Origin of the sequence: 'Nostoc azollae' 0708 (genome assembly GCF_000196515.1) — a bacterium.
GTDB lineage: Bacteria > Cyanobacteriota > Cyanobacteriia > Cyanobacteriales > Nostocaceae > Trichormus_B > Trichormus_B azollae.
The window spans coordinates 4,948,559-4,969,170 of record NC_014248.1; the positions used below are offsets into that span (position 1 = coordinate 4,948,559).

Consider the following 20,612-nt stretch of genomic DNA (forward strand, 5'->3'; position numbering starts at 1 on the left):
GAAAAACATCACATCTAGCTTGTGAAATAAATTAACCTTCTTCCCGCATTTAGTGAGATAATCAATTTGTGAGGAAAAGAACGGATGCTATTCTATATAAGGAAGGGGGAATCATTATGAAACGCCAGCTATTAACCGCTATAGCCTTAGTCGCTCCCCTATTGTTTGCTAACTCAGTTCAAGCTGGGAATAGACAAGACTTACAAAAACTTTTGTCCAGTGGGGAATGTCAGCGTTGTGAACTATCAGGAGTCAACCTCAGCGGCGCTCATCTAATTGGTGCAGATTTACGAGGCGCAAATCTCCGCGGTGCTAACTTAACAGAAGCCAACCTCGAAGGTGCTGACCTCACAGGCGCAAATTTGACAGGTGCAAATTTAACATCAGCTTTTGTCACCAACGTCAACCTCAAACAAGCTAATCTCAATGGTGCAAACCTAACCAGTGCTACTATTAACGATTCCAACGTATATCAAGCATCGATGAATGACCTAACTATTACTGGTGCAGAAATATATAATACTGGTATCGGCATTGGTGGAGAAGACGCGCAAATTCCTGATTGGAAATAAACTCTAGATTAAGGTTGTTTTAGGCGCAATTTACTCATAGAACAAATAGAAAACCTCTGCTTTCATTAAAATTAAGCAGAGGTATGCTCATGGAATATCTTATGATTTAAGACCACCAGATTTTATGTTAATACTGGTGCGATGGCTTCTGAAAGAGACTTATTAGCCGCTACTTTTAACACATCGACCTTGTCAAGGCGTTCCCAAGGTAAATCTAAATCAGTTCTTCCCAAGTGACCGTAAGCTGCAACGTCCTGATAGAAACGTCCGCCTCTTTCACTGGGTAAGTTACGTAAATTGAAAGTGTGGATAATTCCTGCTGGACGCAATTCAAAGTTATCTTTGACTAATTGCAGCAAAATTTCATCATCCACTTTACCAGTTCCAAAGGTATCCACAAAAATACTTACAGGTCTGGCTACACCAATGGCATAACTTAACTGCACTTCACATTTTTCTGCTAACCCCGCCGCTACAATATTTTTAGCTGCATAACGAGCAGCATAAGCAGCAGAACGATCTACCTTCGTGGGATCCTTACCAGAGAAAGCACCACCACCATGTCGGGAATAACCACCGTAAGTATCAACAATGATTTTCCTTCCAGTTAGACCAGAATCACCTTGAGGTCCACCAATCACAAATTTACCTGTAGGATTGACTAAAAAGCGTGTCTCTTCAGTTGGCTTAACTTCAATATCGCCAAACACAGGTATTACCACCATTGACCACAGCTCTTCCTTAATTTTGGCTTGTACCGCAGCCTCATCCGTAATATCCCCAATATTAGGTGTATGCTGAGTAGAAATCAAAATCGTATCGATACCTACGGGTCTGCCATCCTCATAAACCACAGTAATTTGGGTTTTACCATCAGGACGCAGATAAACTAAATCACCCATTTTCCTCACTGCTGCCAGCCTAAGCGCAATGCGGTGAGCTAGACTAATAGGTAAAGGCATCAATTCTGGTGTTTCGTTGCAAGCAAAACCGAACATGATACCTTGATCACCAGCACCAATTTTATCGAATAGTTCTTCACTATCCTGAGCACGGCTTTCCTGAGCAGTATTTACACCTTGAGCAATATCAGGTGATTGTTCATCTAAAGCTACTAGCACACTAGTACTGGTAGCACAAAAGCCGTTGACTGCATCAGTATAGCCAATTTCTGCAATTTTATTCCGCGCCAAATTGACAAAATTCACATTGGCTTTGGTAGTAATTTCGCCAGTAATTAGCACCAGACCAGTATTAACAACAACCTCAGCCGCAACCCGACTAGTGGGGTCTTGAGTAAGTAGAGCATCCAGAATAGTATCTGAAATTTGATCACAGATTTTATCTGGATGACCTTCAGTTACGGACTCGGAAGTAAATAAATAGCGTCGAGACAAAGGAATTCCTCCTAGATCAATTTTGTTCACTGGCTAAATTCAGGCATTTAGTTCAGCTATTAATTTCTGAAATCATAACAATATTTACAGACTCACTGTCTATATTTTGGACTATTAAGACAACACATTAATCCATAAAAAAAGGGGTACACCCACAGATGCAACCCCTTTTGTTTATTAACATTGCTGGCTTTAGACTTGAACCGCTAACTTTGCTTCCTTAGCTGTCAATCGCTCATAAACAGAACGCATTTTCAGCCCTGTCAGTACTTGGAACAAACCAGTACCATTGTTGGAACCTGGATATTCACGGTGTTGTAGCAATAAGTGAGTCATCTCACCTATGTATTTAGTAGAAGTATTGCTGAGATGGTTTTCGATGTAAATGATTTCTTCTAAGTTGTCAAACTGACCATCTACTTCTAATACAGAAACGTAGCGACCGTAGTAAACATCAGAACCATAGTACATTTGCATACCAGGGTAGGAACAAGTCAGTTTGCGTCCGCAAGGAGTCCACTGAATAGTGGAACCTTCATCAAACAAGTAAGCTGGATTAAATCCTTCTTTACCTTCTCGTTGCAACATCCGTACCCGCAAAACTTTGCGCTCTGTATCATTATTGATTAAGTTTGTGGGTAATACTTGCAAAACCACATCAGCAAATTCTCTTTGTGGTTCGATAAACTTGTCAAAGTCAGGTTTACGAGAGTTAATTTGCGCTAACACATCTTCGTAGCGGTGGCCTCGTTCAGCCATATCCCGTTGAATCTTCCAGGCAATTTTGACTTCATCGCTGATGTCAAAGTAAACACTGAAATCAAGCAAGGCTCTCACCCGTTCATCATATAAAGGATGTAGACCTTCAACTACTATAATATGGTTTGGTTCAATCCGTTCTGCCGGATCGATCAAGCCGGTTTCGTGGTTGTAAATCGGCTTATCAATCGCTTGGCCTTCTTTGAGAGCCTTAATTTGCTCATACATCAGGTCAAAATTGTTAGCTCTGGGGTCTAGTGCAGTTATACCAGTTTCTTTGCGTTGTTTACGATCTAGGGAATGATAGTCATCCAAGCAGATAACTGTCATCAGGTCTTCACCAAATAAATCGATCAATCGACGCAAAAATGTAGATTTACCGCACCCTGAGTCTCCGGCTACTCCAATCAGTACCACGCGTTCCGGCTTAGTCATAAATCTCCTCTAAATACTAAAAAAGATGTGTCAATGAATAATTCTTCTCACAACAGATTTGTGAAACCAAGAGCTTACCCCAATGGTAAAATCCTGCATTCTTGCTATCCAGCATAAAAATAGAATATCAGGGCAGTGAGCAACATAGTCATGCTTGTTAATTAGTTACCTACTGAACTATCCTGAATTCTTGGCTGGTAAGTATTTAATCCTAGTGTTATACTAGATTTTAACAGAAAGATGTATTTTGTAACAAGTTTTGCTGTTAAAAACAATCTTTTAGTGTACCAATCAAAAGCGTAGCAGAAACTGAAGAAAAACTTAATTTTTTTTCCCTGCACTCCTTATGAAGAAATAGGGTGTTGGGTTATTAGGGAGATGAGGGCGATGAGGTAATGGGAAAAATTATGTATTACCTCCTGAACTCCTGTCTCCTGATAGCGAAGCCTTGCGTAAGCAATACTCCTCCCCATGATGCAGTTCCCGAAAAAAACCTTAAATTGATTCACTATTAACATTCTATTGAAGACTTATCCTCTACCTTGAATAGTGAACAGGTGTGTTTTTTACCATGCCGATATGCCTTGGCCGAGTGTACTGAGCAGGGCATCATTATCAATCAGTCCACAGTTAACCGTTATCAAGCATTAGGTAAATTATTGAAACCCATCATAAAACCTTGCTGCAATTGGTAGGGAATTAAATGAGGGTGGTAAAACTGATAACTGATAAGTGTTAATGATGCTGTTTTCCCAGATAGCCAGTTTTATGCAACTAAAATCCGGTAAACTAAAGCTGGCATAGGATGGGAATTATTTTTTGATAAACGGTTAAGTAAATATCGGAGTGGTAGAACGAATGTACAATCAAGGTGCTGTTGAGGGTGCTGCCAATATAGGATCAGGTAGCCGCATCTTCGTTTACGAAGTGGTGGGTCTGCGTCAGAACGAAGCAACTGACCAAACTAACTACCCTATTCGTAAAAGTGGCAGTGTGTTCATCAGAGTGCCTTACAACCGCATGAATCAAGAAATGCGACGGATCGCTCGTCTAGGCGGCAAAATTGTTAGTATTCAGCCAAGCACAGTTTTAGGGCCAGTTAATGGTCAAGCTGTTGTGGCAAGTACAAACAGCGAAGTAAGCGAGTTAGTTACTCCAGTGAATGCTAACACTGAGGATAATGGTAAAGCCACACCTGTGAATACAAATAGCGAATCTAAAGGATTTGCTAAATCACCTGCTAAGGAGAAAAAAGGCAATACCATGACTCAAGGGAAAGCCAAACACGCTGATGTTCCTGTAAATACTTACCGTCCTAACGCTCCGTTTATCGGTAAGTGTATCTCGAATGAACCGTTAGTTAAAGAAGGTGGCATTGGTATTGTTCAGCACCTGAAGTTTGACCTTGCTGGTAGTAATTTAAAATATATCGAAGGTCAAAGTATCGGTATTATTCCACCAGGTGTTGACAAAAATGGTAAACCAGAAAAACTAAGACTTTACTCGATTGCTTCAACTCGTCATGGCGATGATGTGGATGATAAGACAATATCATTGTGTGTCCGCCAATTAGAGTACAAGCATCCAGAAAGCGGTGAAACAGTTTATGGTGTTTGTTCTACTTATCTGACTCAGTTGGCACCAGGGGCAGATGTAAAAATTACAGGTCCTGTTGGTAAGGAAATGTTGTTACCTGATGACACTGATACCAATGTGATTATGTTGGCAACAGGAACAGGTATTGCTCCCATGCGGGCTTACTTGTGGCGGATGTTTAAAGATGGTGAAAGAGCAGCTAACCCAGAGTACCAATTTAAAGGATTTGCTTGGTTGTTGTTTGGTGTACCAACGACTCCCAACATTCTATACAAGGAAGAACTGGAAGAAATGCAACAAAAGTATCCAGATAACTTCCGCCTCACCTATGCTATCAGTAGGGAACAGAAAAATGCCGAAGGTGGCAGAATGTACATCCAAGACCGTGTAGCAGAACACGCTGATGAACTGTGGCAGTTGATTAAAAATGAAAAAACCCACACTTACATATGCGGTTTACGCGGTATGGAAGGTGGGATTGATGCAGCTTTGAGTGCTGCTGCTGCTAAGGAAGGTGTGACTTGGAGTGATTACCAAAAGGATCTCAAGAAGGCACATCGCTGGCATGTAGAAACATACTAATAGGCAATGGGCAACGGGCAACAGTATTTATTGTGATCTGTTCCCTTTTGTCTTTATTGTGATCTGTTCCCTTTTCCCTTTTGTCTTTTTATGGATAATCAGTAGGTGGGGCGATGCCCTGCCTACAATTGTTTTGTATATAGAGTTTTTTGGGTGCGAAATCTGTGGGTATAAAACTAGGAATATTGGGATTAGGTACTGTGGGAACGGGGACTGTACAACTGTTGCAAGACAGCGAAGGTCGTCACCCTCTATTAAAAGAAATAGAAATATATCGGGTGGGAATGCGATCACTCTCCAAACCCCGTTTGGTAGAATTGCCACCAGAGGTAGTAACTACAGATTTAGAAGCGATTGTCAATGACCCAGAAATAGATATAATTGTTGAAATTATGGGTGGATTGGAACCAGCGAGATCGCTCATCCTCACCGCTATTAAAAATGGTAAGCACGTAGTTACTGCTAATAAAGCCGCTATCTCTCGATTTGGTGCAGAAATATTTACCGCCGCCAATCAAGCCGGGGTATATGTGATGATAGAAGCATCCGTAGGAGGTGGCATTCCCGTAATTCAACCCCTGAAACAGTCTTTGAGTGTCAACCGCATTCATGCTGTCACAGGCATTGTTAACGGTACAACTAACTATATCCTGACACGGATGCAAACAGAAGGCAGTGACTTCGATGATGTCCTAGCTGATGCTCAACGATTAGGTTATGCCGAAGCTGACCCCACCGCTGATGTTGATGGCTTAGATGCAGCCGATAAAATAGCTATCTTGGCCTCATTAGGCTTTGATGGCCGCATCAACTTACAAGATGTGTATTGTGAGGGAATTCGTCAAGTCAGTAAGACAGATATTAGCTACGCCACCAAGTTAGGATTTGTGATTAAATTATTAGCAATTGCCAAAGGGCAAACTAGCGATAACTCTCAACTATCAGTTAGAGTTCATCCCACCCTAGTACCTCAAACACATCCTTTAGCCAGTATTAACGGTGTTTATAATGCCATTCTTGTCGAAGGAGAACCCATTGGCCAAGTGATGTTTTTTGGGCCTGGTGCTGGTGCTGGTGCTACTGCTAGTGCCGTTTGCTCGGATATCTTAAATCTGTTAGCAACTCTGAAAATTAATACCCCCAAATCTAATCCTCTCTTAGCCTGTAGACATCAAAATTACCTACAAATTGCACCAATTTCTGAACTTGTAACCCGATTTTATGCGCGGTTTTTGACAAAAGACCAACCAAGTGTAATTGGTAAATTAGGTACTTGCTTTGGCAAATATGGCGTGAGCCTGGAGTCCCTAGTGCAAACTGGTTTTCAGGCAGAACTAGCCGAGATTGTTGTTGTCACCCATGATGTTCGGGAAGGAGATTTTAGACAAGCTTTAGCCGAAATTCAAACCCTAGAAGCAATAGATAGCATTCCCAGCATCTTAAGAGTACTTTGAAAAGGCAGGATTCAGTTATCAGTTATCACTGTTCACTGTTCACTGTTCACTGTTCACTGAATCCTGAACTCCTTAATAATTAAGAGTCTTTACCAACAACTTGTGATTTGAGGGTTGTGATTTCACTGGTTAACTCTTGCCTAGTTGAAGCTTTGAGTAAATAGCGATAAACAAACCAGGCAGAATAACCAATACCAATTAACTCAAAAGTAGGTGCTACCAAAGGAATATCATTGAGAGAATCTAGTACAGCTAATAGTACCTTAACTGTAACAATTGCTGTGATTACTAATCCCACACTAACGATAGGCTGCTTATATTGATTAAGGAAGTTGCCTAGATAGTCAGGTAATGTGCCTAAAAAGCCTGAAATTTGTTGCCCATATTTGAGCCATTCTTCCTGAGACTGTACAGGAGGCTGGAGTTTGGTGATGCTTCCTGCTTGGGTGTTAATATCTGGGATTGTTGTCTCTTTTGACGTGGTTTCTGTGTATTCTGGTTCTTGCATTTTCACTTCCATAATTTTGAGAGTTGAGTTTTCTTGATTTGCACAGTTCCAACTACAAGGCTGTTGAGTAAGCAATTGACTGCTGCATCAGCACAATTGAGTTTAGGTTAAAAAGGAGTTTTATTGTCCTATAACCATAATTGCCCCATTACCTCCACTGCATCAACTACAGGGTAGAAAGTCAGCAAGAGGATAGAAGTCAAACGGCGACAGGATGTATTAAAGTCAGCTTTCTGAGTTCTGTTTTGTCAATTAACCAACTGGAATTCTCAGGCTGTGATTATCCCATGCCATGTTATTTGCTCATAATCGTACTCATCGAAGCACAAATCATGCAAAAATCAGTCTACCTCTGATGCATTCAAGTCTAAACGCTGATTTTATCTGATATTAAAGCTATCTTCAGCCTCTTTCGTCAATCAACTTATTCAGATTGATATTAATATGTAACAATTGTCTTGTCTGTTCATATAGACTAGACATTAAGAGCTTTATATGGTATGAGTTAGATTTTTAGGGATTCATATTTTTATAAAAATATCTTACCTTTGATCGGAAAAAGATTTACTCCTATTATTGAATAAGTTAAAGTCAATTATAATTACCGGAAGACTGGGTTTAAAGTTTAGGATATTTTATGGATGCCAAATCAAAAGCCAACCTTTGTTGACAAAAGTTCGGAACTCAAAAAAGTGTCAACTCAAGAGCGGAAAATAGAAGAACTCCCAACTATAGAATTTCCCTCTCGTCGGAAACTCAAAGCCAGTTCCTGGCGTATCCATCAAAAAATTGGCTATGGTTACTTTGTGGCTATTGCTATTGGCTTTTTTGGCTCATTGACAGGATTGGTACTGGCTAACTATTACCGAGGTAGAGAAGTCAGGCAGTTCAATCAAGCTAATGAGCAAGAACGATTACTAAATAATTATAAAGATGCAGTAATTGAGGCTCAACTCCATAGCTCAAGCTTGATAGCGGTATTGAACGACCCAGAAAAATTAAAAATTAAAAAAGATAAGTTTCTCAAGTCTGTTGCTCAAGCACAAAAATTAGAAGAAAGCATTGATACATATATCAACAGCGATCCTCAGATCTTAGCAGCAAACAAATCGACTTTAGAAATTTTATTTCTCAATTATTCTAAGTATTTAGAAGAATTTATTAACCAGATAGAACCTATTTTGACGAGAATTGACACGCCAAGAATACAACCGGAACAAGTAGAGATAGCGCGAGAGCAGTTACTGGGAGTTATGAATAGTCAGATAGTTGAGCAGCTCAATCTTTTATCGGATCAATTAACTAGAATTTTAGAGACTGCTCAAACACAAGAGCTAAAGAGACGGACAGATGTAGAGCAAGCTAGATTTGTTGAGAGAGCTATTGTCATAGTTAGTATGCTGGTTTCGGTTGCTGTTGCTGCTGTTGTGGCATGGCGTACCAGTCGAGCGCTCGCAGAACCTGTAATTACATTAACACAAGTAGCTGAACAGGTAGCTAGAAAATCCAATTTTGATTTACGCGCTCCCATTACTACTGACGATGAAATTGGGTTGCTAGCTAAATCGCTAAATCGCTTAATTGAGCGAGTATCTGAGCGTACTAGACAACTCCAACAAGCCAAAGAATTAGCCGAAGCTGCTAGTAAAGCCAAAAGCCAATTTTTGGCCAATGTTAGTCATGAGTTACGTACACCTTTAAATGCAGTAATTGGTTTAAGTCAACTGCTAAAAGATGATGCTGTTGATATTGGTGCATCGCCAGATTTTATCACCGACTTAGAAACTATCAATTCTGCTGGTAGACATTTACTAGAACTAATTAACGACATCCTAGATGTATCAAAAATCGAAGCGGGGAAAATGACTCTCTACCCAGAGACATTTGACATCATAACTCTGATTAATAATGTTGTTCTGACAGTGAAACCAGCAATAGAAAAAAATGGCAACACCTTAGTATTAGAATGTGATGAGTATTTGGGGACGATGTATGCTGACCAAACGAGGATGCGACAGGTATTATTAAATTTACTGAGCAATGCAGCCAAGTTTACTACCAACGGCAAAGTAACACTAACTGTTAAGATTGATAAAACAATCATCCTTAAAGAAGCACCCTTCGGATCAATTATTTTCACCGTAACTGATAACGGAATCGGAATGTCACCCAGTCAAGAGCAGAAATTGTTTCAACCCTTTATACAAGGGGATATTTCCACTACCAAAAAATATGGTGGTACCGGCTTGGGATTAGCTATTAGCCGTCATTTTTGCCAGATGATGGGGGGTGAAATTCTTGTTAACAGTCAGCTTGGGGTTGGTTCTAATTTTAAGGTAAGTTTACCTTTGACAGTGCGGCAATGAGTATAACAGGTAATAGGTAACAGGTGAAAAAGTTTAAGGCCTGTTTGCATCTGATATTTCTTTGCCCAAGTTTCACTAGGATATTGTAACCTGACCAATAGCTACAATTTATAGATGTCACCGCATAGCTCACGCATATCCATGACCACAAACATTGACTTCCTTAGCCATCTCAATCCCAGTCAACGTCAAGCCGTCGAACATTACTGCGGACCATTGCTAGTTGTAGCTGGTGCTGGTTCTGGTAAAACCCGTGCGCTGACTTATCGAATTGCTAATTTGATTCTTAAACACCGTGTAAATCCTGAAAATATCATCGCAGTGACTTTCACCAACAAAGCCGCACGGGAAATGAAGGATAGGATTCAAAGGTTATTTTCTGAACAATTAGCACTTAAAGAATACGGGCAAAAGTTAGATTCGTTACCAGAATACGAGCAAACACAACTCAAATCCAAGGTTTACCGTACCACCATTAAAGATATGTGGTGTGGCACTTTTCACAGTTTATTTTCTCGGATTCTGCGCTATGATATCGAAAAATATCAAGATGAAAAAGGACGACGGTGGAATAAAAACTTTTCCATCTTTGATGAATCTGATGTACAGAGCTTAATTAAAGAAATAGTTACAAAAGACTTAAATTTAGATAGTAAGAAATTTGAACCTAAATCCGTTCGTTACGCTATCAGCAACGCCAAGAATCAGGGATTTTCACCGGAGGAGTTTGAACAGGAACAACCCAATTACCGGGGAAGGGTAATTGCTGAAGTTTACAGTCTTTATCAAGATAAACTTGCAGGAAATAACGCTTTAGATTTTGATGATTTAATATTAATTCCTACACGATTATTTCGACAAAATGAACAAGTTTTAGGTTATTGGCATGGCAGATTTTGCCATATCTTAGTAGATGAATATCAAGACACAAACCGTACACAATATGATTTAATTCAGCTTTTAGTAACAAACGACGAAAATAGAAAGAGTGAATGGAACTGGGAAAATCGATCTGTGTTTGTAGTAGGTGATGCTGACCAATCAGTTTACAGCTTTAGAATGGCAGACTTCACAATTTTACTAGAATTTCAGCAAAATTTTGGCGATGGGTTAGAAGATGATGACACCAGAACAATGGTGAAATTAGAAGAAAACTATCGTTCTTGTGAAAACATTCTCCAAGCTGCAAATGAATTAATTGAAAATAACACCCAACGTATTGATAAAATTCTCAAAGCCACCAGAGATGCAGGTGAAGAAATTCACTGCTATAAAGCTGAAGATGAAATAGAAGAAGCAGCTTTTGTCATTAATCAAACTCGGACATTAGAACATCACAACCCAGAATTAAACTGGGGTAATTTTGCCATCCTTTATCGGACTAATGCTCAATCTCGACCATTTGAAGATTTATTAGTAAAATATCAAATTCCTTATACAGTTGTGGGAGGAATGAAATTTTACGATCGGAAAGAAATTAAAGATATTGTCGCATATTTGAGAGCAATAAACAATCCTGCTGATACAGTTAGTTTATTGAGAGTAATTAATACACCTCGTCGGGGAATTGGTAAAGCTACCATTGAAGCTTTAGTGAATGCTTCCCAACAACTAGGGACAACATTGTGGGAAATATTAACTGATGAGACATCAGTTAATACCTTAGCGGGACGTTCTGCAAAATCTGTCAATGGTTTTGCTAAAATTATTCAAAAATGGCAAGAACAAATCTCAAAAATTCCTGGTTCTGAGATTTTGCAAGGAATTTTAGAAGATTCTGGTTATGTCCAAGACTTGGAAAATCAAGGTACAGATGAAGCTGATAATAGAATCCAAAACGTTAATGAACTTTATAATGCAATATCGCAATTTCAGGAAGAAAATGAAGGTGATGATATTTCCTTACAAGGATTTTTGCAAAGTGCAGCATTGAGTTCAGATTTAGATAACTTAAAAGAAGGAAAAACAACTGTTTCCTTAATGACATTACACGCTTCTAAAGGTTTAGAATTTCCAGTAGTCTTCTTAGTAGGATTAGAACAGGGACTATTTCCTGGATATCGTTCCTTACAAGATCCTGCATCTTTAGAAGAAGAACGTCGCTTGTGTTATGTGGGAATAACGCGCGCCCAAGAGAGGTTATACTTGTGTCATGCAAGAGAGAGAAGACTGTATGGTTTAAGAGAACCAGCCATGCGATCACAATTCCTTGACGAATTACCAGAAGAGTTATTAACCACTGAAAACAAAGTTACTCGCACCTTTACTAAAACAGCGTCTACAAAAAGTGAGAACCCAGAAACCAATCAGAAGTGGCAAGTAGGAGATCAAGTCTTACATAAATCGTTTGGTGTTGGGGAAATAACCCACGTTTTCGGAGAAGGAAATAAACTTTCTGTAGCAATTAAATTTGTGAATTTGGGACAGAAAATTATTCACCCTAGAGTCGCGCAGTTGCAAAAAATGGATTGATCTAATTTTCTACAATTCGACTTCTTCAAAATGTTCAACAGTAGGAAATGGCTCATTATAGCTTATAATAATGGTGCAGCAATTTTTCCCACTCTTGATATGTTGAACTTCTAAAACCCACAGTATGCGCTTCTAGACTTTCCCATTTAACAAGTAATAAAGCCACATTCAGCACTTCATTTCGTAGTACACGTACCTGTATAATTATAGAAAGCTACGTAGTAAGCACATAATTGAAATAGTAAAAAAATAGACAATACAATAAAAATTGCCAACAACTTGGAACTCGTAAGTATTGACAATAAATTCAGGATAAAAGATGAGAAGATAAATGTAAATGAGCCTGGACTAAATAAAAATACCCAAAAATATGAATTACTAAAAATAAGACTTTAAGAGTAAGAACTTGGATCACTTGGGAATAATAGATGACATAGGAATTGTAGAAAAAATCAATAAGATATTCTGAATAGATAGTAGAGAGAAAGTGAATACAGGAGAAATAGTCAAAGCAATCATTATGGACTAGGTTTTCTATGGAGACCATTATATTTATTTCCTCAACTTTTTGAGGAAAAAGCTATAGAATATTTATTAGGAGCGGGAATTGAAGGCGAAGATTTAAATGATGATAGAATAGGCAGAGTAATGGATAAGTTATACAAATATGGATTAACTAAATTATTCCTAATAATTGCCTTAGAAGTAGTAAAAAAATATGGAGTAGCAACCAAATATTCCCATTTAGATTCAACCTCATTGCATTTGCATGGAGAGTATAATAATTGCCTAGATAATTGAAGGTAAGAATTATTGGATATTTCAGAGCCAGTGCCTTGGGCTGGTTCCCCGACTTGTTAGGGAAGCTCCTCTGAAAGAGGCATCAACTGGCGTATGTTTTCAAGGGATGCTTTTTCTGATTACACAAGGAGTTCATAGGATTCTGAACTTGACAGAGGAACGTTGTCGAATTTTCCAATTCCTACCTGCAGCTTGTCAAAAGTATTATTTATTTTCTTATTTTTCAAATCTCTAATTCACTATTGCATAGTCTTGTATTTTCATAAGTGATTTAAAAATTTAAATTCAACATTGTTGTCTAACTAGCTTTTTTCACAGAATAAGAAAGCTGCAACCTTGACGTGCATAATTTATGTTTTCATGGCTACTGGATCTTTAAAAACTATAGTTCTGAATTGCCTGTAAATGTAGTTTATTTATGCTACTTATTTAAATGCGGAATGTGGGATGAATATCCATTCATTGCAGAAATAATACTAGAGGCCTTTCTGAAGGTAGATTCAAAATTCTTTTCTAATCCAGGCTTAATATACAAAATCACTGCCTCAAGAATCATAATATTTTCCCGTAAAGATTATGTAAGCATTCAGCTATCGGCAGTCAGATTTTTCAGGCTAACGCCAAAAATACCTATTTGATAATTAACCAATTTCTCAAACATTCTGACTCCTCACTCCTCAATTCTTAGACAAAAGCGTAAAAGTTTCAGAACTACGGTCTCCTAAAACCCAGGCTATAACTCCGGAAATGTGCTTATTTACTACTGTCCATAACCAAATTATGTTTCCAACTCATAAATTTGAGTAATTTCTGGTATTTCATCCTTTTCCGGCTTGTCAGGCAAAGTATTACCAACCTTTTTTACCCAATTAATTACAGTCTCCCATGATCTTTTAGCTCAGTTCCGTCCAGATAGTCCTGGTTCTGGGATTGTTGATCTTAAGGCTTACTGTCGTGGTTTTCGATATGTTCATGAAATGTTAAAAATGTTTCCGGAACAATCAGAGCCTATTTTATTTAGCACAGATTTTGCTAAGCTTACCTCTCTCGGTCCTATTCACAATGCGCCTACATCTGTTGAACCCTGGTAAATTGGCTAAGGTATTGAATTTAATCACAATAGACCTATTGCAAAATTGTTTATGTAGTATGATAGAGATTTTTAGATTTTATGTATTTTTGGTATTCTTTGGGCTCGCTAATTCAAACATAACCGTGTAACTCTAACTTTTAGCTAAAACAAATACAACCCCCACTATAACATAAAATTAATTCTGCGAGAGGTCTAATATATCCTCTAGGATATCAATTATACCGCGAAAAGCTTGCATTTTTAACTGCTTAACTCTCATAAGTTAAACTCCAATGAACTCAATTTCTTGAACAAATTATCTAGACCTCGTTAAGAACTCTTCCTCATACCACTGCTTTTAAACACTCCTCAACTTAATCACACCACGATCAAAAACCCGATTATAAGTATCAATACCACTTACCTCAATTCTATCTGCATACACTTCATAACTAGCAAAACTCAAATTACTCGTAGAATATTCAGTCCACACAGAAAGACTAACAGAATGATTACGAGCATCGGCACCACAAATTAAATAAGTCGTCCCATTAATAGAACGAGTACGTTCATAATGATGTTCATGACCATTGATATATAATTGAAGATTATATTTTTGAACCAAAGGAGTAAAAATCTTGATAAAATTTGGATTACTCCCATAAGCACCAGAAGCATAAATTGGATGATGACCAAATAAAACTTTCCAATCAGCTTTGCTTAGGCTTAATTCCTTCTCCAAGCAAACTAACTGACTTTTCCAATCAGCATTACCATTAGTATCTAAACCAAAAAACTGCAAATTATCTCGAATAAATGTGTAATAACGTCCGGTCATATTCAAGCCAGGAAGTTCATTTGGGGAACACCGTTATCAGTCCTAATATCGTGATTACCTAAACAAGCATGAAATTTCACACCTTTTTTCAGCAAAGGTTGATAAGGACGCTCAAAAACTGCATCTATCTTCTCAATTTCGCCGTTATTGTAAATGTTATCACCTGCTAAAATCACTAAATCGTAAGGATTTTCTTGGTGATAAGAATTCATTGACCAGGCTACAACATACTGTCCTTTCGCACCAGTTCCTATATCAGCAACAGAAACAAAACGCAATAATAAATCTTTTTTTGCTGGGTTAGCAGCTATTACTGGTTCTAAAAGAGGATTTTCAAGATTTTGACAAAATAATTTCCATCCTATAAATCCTGTACCAATGGCGGTAAGACTACTGAAAAATAAAAATTGACGGCGTTTGCCTTTCATAAATGACTAAGTTTATTAAATGGCAAAATAAATACATAGTAAGAGTCAGAATCTACTATCTGAGTCTTTGATTCCTTAATCTGGGTGAAAGTTCCATGTCCAAAAATAATCAACCTTCTAAAAAACCATATCAGAAAAATATACCAATTTGGAAGATGACAATTATCCAAGTTCTGAAAGGAACAATTGGGGTTTTAGAAAACACAGTCGTCCAACTGGAGACAGATACACCTGTTAGTACTGAGAAAAAACCTAATTTTTTGCAACGGGTGTTATCGAGTTGGGATGGATTTTTAAGGACATTTCGCTTGTTTTTACCGTCAAATGTTTCTAACAATTTGTCAGATACTATTTTGACAGGAATTCTCGTGGGAGTTGCTGTGGTGATAGTTGGGACAACAACGGTGTTTATTCTTAAACCTTCTGAGGTAGGGACTCTTCCCCCAGTTAAGAAAGTTACCGCACCAACACCAATACCAACTGTAGCTGTATTACCAGAACCGGAAATAACTACTACACCAGAACCAACTCCTACACTAGAAGCAACTCCTACGCTAGAAGCAACTCCTACGCTAGAAGCAACTCCTACACTAGAACCTAAACTTGAACCTGAACCAATACCTACTCCAATTTTACAATTAACACCGGAACAAGCTTTAATTGCGGCTATTGAAGATCAATTAGCTGAAATTAGTGTTTCCTTAACCCGCAATGGAGAGGAAATCATTTCTACCAAGTTGATCAAATCTATTCAAGCCAATTTCCGTTCTAGCGATTTAACTGTTAAAATTGCTGATGATTGGTATGCTTTGGAAACGGATAAACAAAACCAATTAGCTGCTGATATTTTACAGCGTTCTCAAGAATTAGATTTCACTCATTTAGAAATTCTTGATTATCAAGATAATTTAATAGCACGCAATCCTGTTGTTGGTAATGAAATGGTGATTCTTAAACGACGAAGTTTGATAGTTCCTAAATTAGCTTCATAAAATAATATTTTAAAGGTTGTAGCTAAAGCATTAAAAATTTGATATCCTCCTAAATCCTTGGTAATAACTTAAGTCCGAAAGTCTTTTGTCAAGAGGCTTTTGGAGAAATATGCAAAAAGAACTGCTCAGGACCTCGTTGAAGATCAGGAAACGGAGCAACAATTAAACTAACATTTGGTTTTCGCTGTTGTTTGATAATACCTAAATCTCGATTTTGGAGGTCAGCAAAATACTTAACTTTCTTCTGTTGCATTACTTTTTAATGAGCCATCGTAAAATGATAAAGACGACGATAAATCATTTCTAATGAGATTTCATCAAAGGGCAGAGAAAGTTCATCCGCTACGGCATCACCTAAATCTACTAAAGTACTAGTATGTGGAGCAGGTCTAGCTGGGTTTCACTCGAAACAGTACTACCGAAAGGCTTGAGAATATCTGTACCTATAGGAGCAAGTTAAAATTCGTCAAACTCGTCCATGCAGTCCTTGAGGTCTCGAAGCCCTGCTAGAATACGTTGGGGATCTTGGCAATTTAAATCTGCTTCAATTTCTTCTGGTAGCCGCCACGGGGTCAGATGGCCAGTCGGGCTGTGCCTTCGACCTACCATCAGGATTCCATATATTTGGGTAATTTAACACACGCTTGTTCCACTCACTTAAAGCAGCCTGCATTTTATTAATCCAATTTTGCGCTCGATTAATGGAGGCATCAATTTCACTAATCTTATTGGGGTCTTTGATATAGCATCTGTACTTGTTAAGGTTGTTAATTGCCTCCTGGAATGTCTTGATATAAGTGGGAATATTCTGATAAATGTCCTTCTTGGGATTTGTAAGGTTGACCGTTCTCGGTTTCAGATCCTATTGGAGTTTGTCTCTAACCTTAGCTACAGTTTCAGCTTTTGCAACTCGGTCGCTATCCGGTATTGCTTTGGCCGCTTCAAGCTTATTTTTGAGGTGTTGGTTCGCAGGATCTTTTAGCTCTGGGTCATATTCCTTATTGATCCCTTTACAAGGGGAACAGATTAAACCTTCACCATCTTCAGTAACTTTAACTTCGATTCCTGGATGAGAAACCTCACCACAAGTTTTGGGTGTAGAAATTCCCCCAAGTAGGTTATGAGTCATACCCTGATCTTGATGAGTAGCGGGTGTTAAAGTTCTAGTTGGCAGGGTGTTGACTTCAGGTATTAAGTTGCGAAGATTTGGTGGAACTATCTGCCCCCCAGTGTTGTTAGTCCCACTGGCAGGGGGTAAAGCTTTTATATATGCGAGCGCTCCACTTTGACTGGAAGAAGTCGTGGAGGTTCAGTTGGCGGGGTGTTGACTTCAGGTATTAAGTTGCGAAGATTTGGTGGAACTATCTGCCCCCCAGTGTTGTTAGTCCCGGTGGCAGGGAGTGAAGCTTTTATATATGCGATCACTCCACCTTGGTGAGAAAAAGGTACTGATAAGTCAGTATTAACTGGTGTATTTTTGACAGGAACGATCGCACCAGCTTTGTGAGAAGAAGGTGTAGAAGCACCACCTATTGGGGGATTATATTTAGGAATATAGCAGCCAGGGTTATGAGGAACTTCAATCAACGTCACCCTATCGCCGTCATGGGCAGGCGAAAGTCTTAAATTAGGATTTTTTGTTACACCTGGACTGCCAAAGGGATTTCGAGGGATGCCCAAATTGGGATTGGGTAAGGGCACTCCAGGACCATGAAGACTTACGTAAGAACCTTCGCCTCCCAGTATGAAGACCTTCCATCTGATCTCAGAACTTACCAATGTAAAGCTTCATTTAAATCATGGGATTAAGTCATTGAGATATGCAATTTGCCTATTTAAATGAGTATCTCCCTCTCTGATAATTTATCTAAAGCGTTGACTTAATGCAGCAATTTGAGTTTCTGTAAAAACTTCCTGTATCAGTCCATGCTCCTTTAATACTTGTAAGACATCTACAGCCCCTTCCACAACAGTCACTTGTTGGCTTAAACAGTGTTAAATATTGTCAAGAAAATTGGGGCGATTGCTCACGACCTCAGACATAACTGGTTTGAAAAATCCTAGAATGACCCCAGTGTTGATATTGACTACAAAGCCAACTTAATTGATGATCTTAATACCTCCAAATTTGGTAATAAAGCATATACACCCTATGAGATATTTCTCAAGGTACTATACGAACTATTTAAAGATGAAACCATTATTGGTGAGATTGGTAAAACCTTAGAATTAGCAAGTTTTGAACAAGAAGGGTTTCAAAGATCCGTCAAAGTAATTGAAAGACACCGAGGTTCTATCATTGCTGATGCGGTGGGTTTGGGTAACACATTTATTGGTTGACAGTTATTGGAATAATATACAAGACTTACCATCTGGTTTTGAGTCTCATCAATGTCTGCTATCTGATTCTAGTTTACCAAAGTAAAGTGGTTGGATTCCTTTTGTACCGCCCACCTTGGCATTACTGGCTATAGGTGGAGGAGTTGTTTTTTTAACTTATCAATTACGAAAAGTTTAGTTTACTCAGGAGGTTATTGACTGATGATCAAGCGCTCGCTCTTACGCCAAACTATAACTATCTGCACACCTATAACCCTGTTGTCTGGAAGTTTACTGTCCCCTGTTTTTCTGCCACAGGCACAGGCTCAATCTGCTTTTGAGCGCATCCAGTCAATTGTTACTGGTAAAATAAGCGCCAGATCAGCTTCCGGGCGATCGCGTGGTGGGGCTACTCACTCACAATGCTCTCAACTAGATACCAAGAACCTCATAGCTTATTTAACCAACTACGGCAAGTTCTGTCTTAAATTCTAGTAGCATGACTGTATTTTACAGTTTCTACAAATTCATTCTCTTTCAAAATTGCATACAAATTCACATGTTCCTCCAACAAACATGCATGACCGCTATCACGTAAGATTAAATTTTGAGAATTAGGTAAAATATTATCTAACCGTTCTACCTCACTTACAGAAGGTAACAACTGATCGCTCCCCCCGGCTATAAGTAAGACCTGCTGCTTGAGTTGTTGCAATTTGTCCTCTTCAATATGAAACTCACGCAATAACGACAAACGCCAATTTACCGTTTCTGCGGGTAGAGAACGCATAGTTCTGAGTAGTTCATGGCGAATACTACTAGACATCCGTGATAACGATGCCAAAAATGGTAATAATCCCAATGCACCAACATCATAAAACCATGATGGTACTAAATCAGCTAGTTGAGATAAGGTGTTCAACCAAGGGCGCAGTTGAAAAGCTGAAGCGGGATTTATTAAAATAATACGTTTAAACACATGTGGTGATTGGGTAGCGACTTTCATAGCCAAACAACCGCCAAAAGATTCCCCACATAAATAAACTGGACGGTGACAGCTTCTTTCTAATTCTGCGTGAATCAAGTCTAAAACATTACTAGTCAGCACCTCCCAGGTTGTGAGGTCTTTTCTGGGGATCGCTAAACAACGGACATCAAAGCCTACTTCTAAGCCAGCAGTTTGGGATCGCAACAGTTGACCAGTTCCATCCATTCCAGGCAAATAGACAAACAGCGGATATTCTAGTTGTACTCGTTTGGGAGTCAGGAAACAAGGTTTAAGTTCAACGTCTGCCATTTTGCCAATGTATCTACAATCTATTAGATCTTGTTTTACAATACCTTAGCCAAAATAAAAGGCTACAGGAATTTTGCCATTTTACCAAAATTAAACACAGATAAGCGTTTTGCTGAAGAGCTAGTTTGGAATCTCAAACCCTTATACTGCAGTTAATACGTTAAAAAATACTTCTAGGAAACCTGGAAGGAATTTTTAACACTGATTGTTTTTGCCAAGCCTCAAAGAAATGGGAGTTAATGCTTAAAGCATCATCAACTCACCCTCCTATTTTGGCGACGGTATTGGTTTTACTCTACCGTTCCATTGGCAATCATGGGGAGATGGGTCAGTTATCAGTTATCAGCCATCGCACTTTCTTTATTGTTGTTCACTGTTCCCTATTCCCAAGAACCAATGACTAAATCAGCTTCTCGAGATAAAAATCAGCCGAGTCTGAAACTATGATTACAGATTTTAGTGAAGTTTGAATGAATTATATATGAATAAGTGAAATCGCTTAACCCATCCTTCACAAACTCACTTAAGGCAGGTAACTCATAATTCATAATTCATAAAAGTGATTCTTCGTCCCCAATTTCCTATCCCCAGTCAATTAGTATATTTTTTGTAAAAATTTCGCATTTTTTCTTGATGTATTTTTTACATTTCTTCACTATAAGGTTCAGCATCTATTAATAACGCTATGCTGGGTTATCAGATAGAAATGTATAAATCACATATT

At 38.6% G+C, this 20,612-nt stretch carries 14 protein-coding genes and 5 pseudogenes; 9 read left to right on the forward strand and 10 right to left on the reverse strand.

Annotation, left to right across the window (positions count from 1 at the left end; translation table 11 throughout):
- The first annotated feature begins 116 nt into the window (after positions 1–116).
- The gene (locus AAZO_RS23070) at positions 117–572 is read left to right on the forward strand and encodes a pentapeptide repeat-containing protein (protein ID WP_013193000.1); all 456 of its coding nucleotides are present in this window, start codon (positions 117–119) and stop codon (positions 570–572) included.
- 122 nt (positions 573–694) lie between these two features.
- Here the strand turns inward: AAZO_RS23070 and metK are convergent, their stop codons facing one another.
- Complete coding sequence (metK, locus tag AAZO_RS23075; RefSeq protein WP_013193001.1) at positions 695–1,969, reverse strand: methionine adenosyltransferase; 1,275 nt, start codon at positions 1,967–1,969, stop codon at positions 695–697.
- A gap of 192 nt (positions 1,970–2,161) precedes the next feature.
- The gene (locus tag AAZO_RS23080) at positions 2,162–3,163 is read right to left on the reverse strand and encodes a phosphoribulokinase (RefSeq protein ID WP_013193002.1); all 1,002 of its coding nucleotides are present in this window, start codon (positions 3,161–3,163) and stop codon (positions 2,162–2,164) included.
- Positions 3,164–4,021: 858 nt separating this feature from the next.
- On the opposite strand from AAZO_RS23080, the gene petH reads away from it, so the two are divergent.
- Complete coding sequence (gene petH, locus AAZO_RS23085) at positions 4,022–5,341, forward strand: ferredoxin--NADP reductase (RefSeq protein ID WP_013193003.1); 1,320 nt, start codon at positions 4,022–4,024, stop codon at positions 5,339–5,341.
- A gap of 164 nt (positions 5,342–5,505) precedes the next feature.
- Positions 5,506–6,795, forward strand: coding sequence for a homoserine dehydrogenase (locus AAZO_RS23090; protein ID WP_013193004.1), 1,290 nt, complete (start codon positions 5,506–5,508; stop codon positions 6,793–6,795).
- A 79-nt stretch (positions 6,796–6,874) separates the two neighbouring features.
- Here the strand turns inward: AAZO_RS23090 and AAZO_RS23095 are convergent, their stop codons facing one another.
- Entirely contained in the window at positions 6,875–7,303 is a 429-nt protein-coding gene (locus AAZO_RS23095) for a CAAD domain-containing protein (protein WP_013193005.1), read from the reverse strand.
- 641 nt (positions 7,304–7,944) lie between these two features.
- Between AAZO_RS23095 and AAZO_RS23100 the strand changes: the two genes are divergently transcribed.
- Together AAZO_RS23100 and pcrA are read left to right on the forward strand one after the other, a co-directional pair.
- Positions 7,945–9,669: a sensor histidine kinase gene (locus tag AAZO_RS23100; RefSeq protein ID WP_013193006.1), complete on the forward strand. Its 1,725-nt coding sequence runs from the start codon at positions 7,945–7,947 to the stop codon at positions 9,667–9,669.
- A gap of 141 nt (positions 9,670–9,810) precedes the next feature.
- On the forward strand, positions 9,811–12,141 hold the full coding sequence (gene pcrA, locus AAZO_RS23105) for a DNA helicase PcrA (protein ID WP_013193007.1): 2,331 nt from the start codon (positions 9,811–9,813) through the stop codon (positions 12,139–12,141).
- A 55-nt stretch (positions 12,142–12,196) separates the two neighbouring features.
- Here pcrA and AAZO_RS40085 read toward each other — a convergent pair.
- Positions 12,197–12,319 (reverse strand): annotated as a pseudogene (locus AAZO_RS40085) (antibiotic biosynthesis monooxygenase); the annotation flags it as partial.
- Positions 12,320–12,547: 228 nt separating this feature from the next.
- Here AAZO_RS40085 and AAZO_RS34490 point away from each other — a divergent pair.
- Both AAZO_RS34490 and AAZO_RS23110 read left to right on the forward strand, forming a co-directional pair.
- Positions 12,548–12,921, forward strand: a pseudogene (locus AAZO_RS34490) (DUF4277 domain-containing protein); the annotation flags it as partial.
- Between the two features lie 902 nt (positions 12,922–13,823).
- A pseudogene (locus AAZO_RS23110) lies at positions 13,824–14,033 on the forward strand (IS4 family transposase); the annotation flags it as partial.
- A 339-nt stretch (positions 14,034–14,372) separates the two neighbouring features.
- Here the strand turns inward: AAZO_RS23110 and AAZO_RS23115 are convergent.
- Positions 14,373–15,280: pseudogene (locus AAZO_RS23115) on the reverse strand (metallophosphoesterase family protein).
- A 95-nt stretch (positions 15,281–15,375) separates the two neighbouring features.
- On the opposite strand from AAZO_RS23115, the gene AAZO_RS23120 reads away from it, so the two are divergent.
- Complete coding sequence (locus tag AAZO_RS23120; RefSeq protein WP_013193008.1) at positions 15,376–16,272, forward strand: hypothetical protein; 897 nt, start codon at positions 15,376–15,378, stop codon at positions 16,270–16,272.
- A gap of 88 nt (positions 16,273–16,360) precedes the next feature.
- Here AAZO_RS23120 and AAZO_RS23125 read toward each other — a convergent pair.
- The 4 genes and pseudogenes from AAZO_RS23125 to AAZO_RS23135 form a co-directional block, all read right to left on the reverse strand.
- Positions 16,361–16,645: pseudogene (locus AAZO_RS23125) on the reverse strand (IS4 family transposase); the annotation flags it as partial.
- 83 nt (positions 16,646–16,728) lie between these two features.
- Positions 16,729–16,881: a hypothetical protein gene (locus AAZO_RS35860; protein ID WP_013193009.1), complete on the reverse strand. Its 153-nt coding sequence runs from the start codon at positions 16,879–16,881 to the stop codon at positions 16,729–16,731.
- 253 nt (positions 16,882–17,134) lie between these two features.
- The gene (locus AAZO_RS23130; RefSeq protein WP_013193010.1) at positions 17,135–17,401 is read right to left on the reverse strand and encodes a hypothetical protein; all 267 of its coding nucleotides are present in this window, start codon (positions 17,399–17,401) and stop codon (positions 17,135–17,137) included.
- Positions 17,402–17,535: 134 nt separating this feature from the next.
- A complete protein-coding gene (locus tag AAZO_RS23135; RefSeq protein WP_013193011.1) occupies positions 17,536–18,051 on the reverse strand; it encodes a hypothetical protein in 516 nt (171 codons plus the stop codon).
- Between the two features lie 762 nt (positions 18,052–18,813).
- Between AAZO_RS23135 and AAZO_RS23140 the strand changes: the two genes are divergently transcribed.
- On the forward strand, positions 18,814–19,086 hold the full coding sequence (locus tag AAZO_RS23140) for a hypothetical protein (protein ID WP_013193012.1): 273 nt from the start codon (positions 18,814–18,816) through the stop codon (positions 19,084–19,086).
- Here the strand turns inward: AAZO_RS23140 and AAZO_RS23145 are convergent.
- Positions 19,076–19,888 carry an alpha/beta fold hydrolase gene (locus tag AAZO_RS23145; RefSeq protein ID WP_013193013.1) on the reverse strand — a complete coding sequence of 271 codons (813 nt, stop codon included), beginning with the start codon at positions 19,886–19,888 and terminating at the stop codon, positions 19,076–19,078. The genes AAZO_RS23140 and AAZO_RS23145 overlap by 11 nt on opposite strands.
- Between the last annotated feature and the right edge of the window lie 724 nt (positions 19,889–20,612).

What these genes read in the sequence shown, in the direction of transcription:
- AAZO_RS23070 (WP_013193000.1), top strand. Translation starts at nt 117, where the DNA reads ATGAAACGCCAGCTATTAACCGCTATAGCCTTAGTCGCTCCCCTATTG.
- AAZO_RS23080 (WP_013193002.1), bottom strand. Translation starts at nt 3,163, where the DNA reads ATGACTAAGCCGGAACGCGTGGTACTGATTGGAGTAGCCGGAGACTCA.
- petH (WP_013193003.1), top strand. Translation starts at nt 4,022, where the DNA reads ATGTACAATCAAGGTGCTGTTGAGGGTGCTGCCAATATAGGATCAGGT.
- AAZO_RS23095 (WP_013193005.1), bottom strand. Translation starts at nt 7,303, where the DNA reads ATGCAAGAACCAGAATACACAGAAACCACGTCAAAAGAGACAACAATC.
- AAZO_RS23100 (WP_013193006.1), top strand. Translation starts at nt 7,945, where the DNA reads ATGCCAAATCAAAAGCCAACCTTTGTTGACAAAAGTTCGGAACTCAAA.
- pcrA (WP_013193007.1), top strand. Translation starts at nt 9,811, where the DNA reads ATGACCACAAACATTGACTTCCTTAGCCATCTCAATCCCAGTCAACGT.
- AAZO_RS23120 (WP_013193008.1), top strand. Translation starts at nt 15,376, where the DNA reads ATGTCCAAAAATAATCAACCTTCTAAAAAACCATATCAGAAAAATATA.
- AAZO_RS35860 (WP_013193009.1), bottom strand. Translation starts at nt 16,881, where the DNA reads ATGGTAGGTCGAAGGCACAGCCCGACTGGCCATCTGACCCCGTGGCGG.
- AAZO_RS23130 (WP_013193010.1), bottom strand. Translation starts at nt 17,401, where the DNA reads ATGACTCATAACCTACTTGGGGGAATTTCTACACCCAAAACTTGTGGT.
- AAZO_RS23140 (WP_013193012.1), top strand. Translation starts at nt 18,814, where the DNA reads ATGATCAAGCGCTCGCTCTTACGCCAAACTATAACTATCTGCACACCT.
- AAZO_RS23145 (WP_013193013.1), bottom strand. Translation starts at nt 19,888, where the DNA reads ATGGCAGACGTTGAACTTAAACCTTGTTTCCTGACTCCCAAACGAGTA.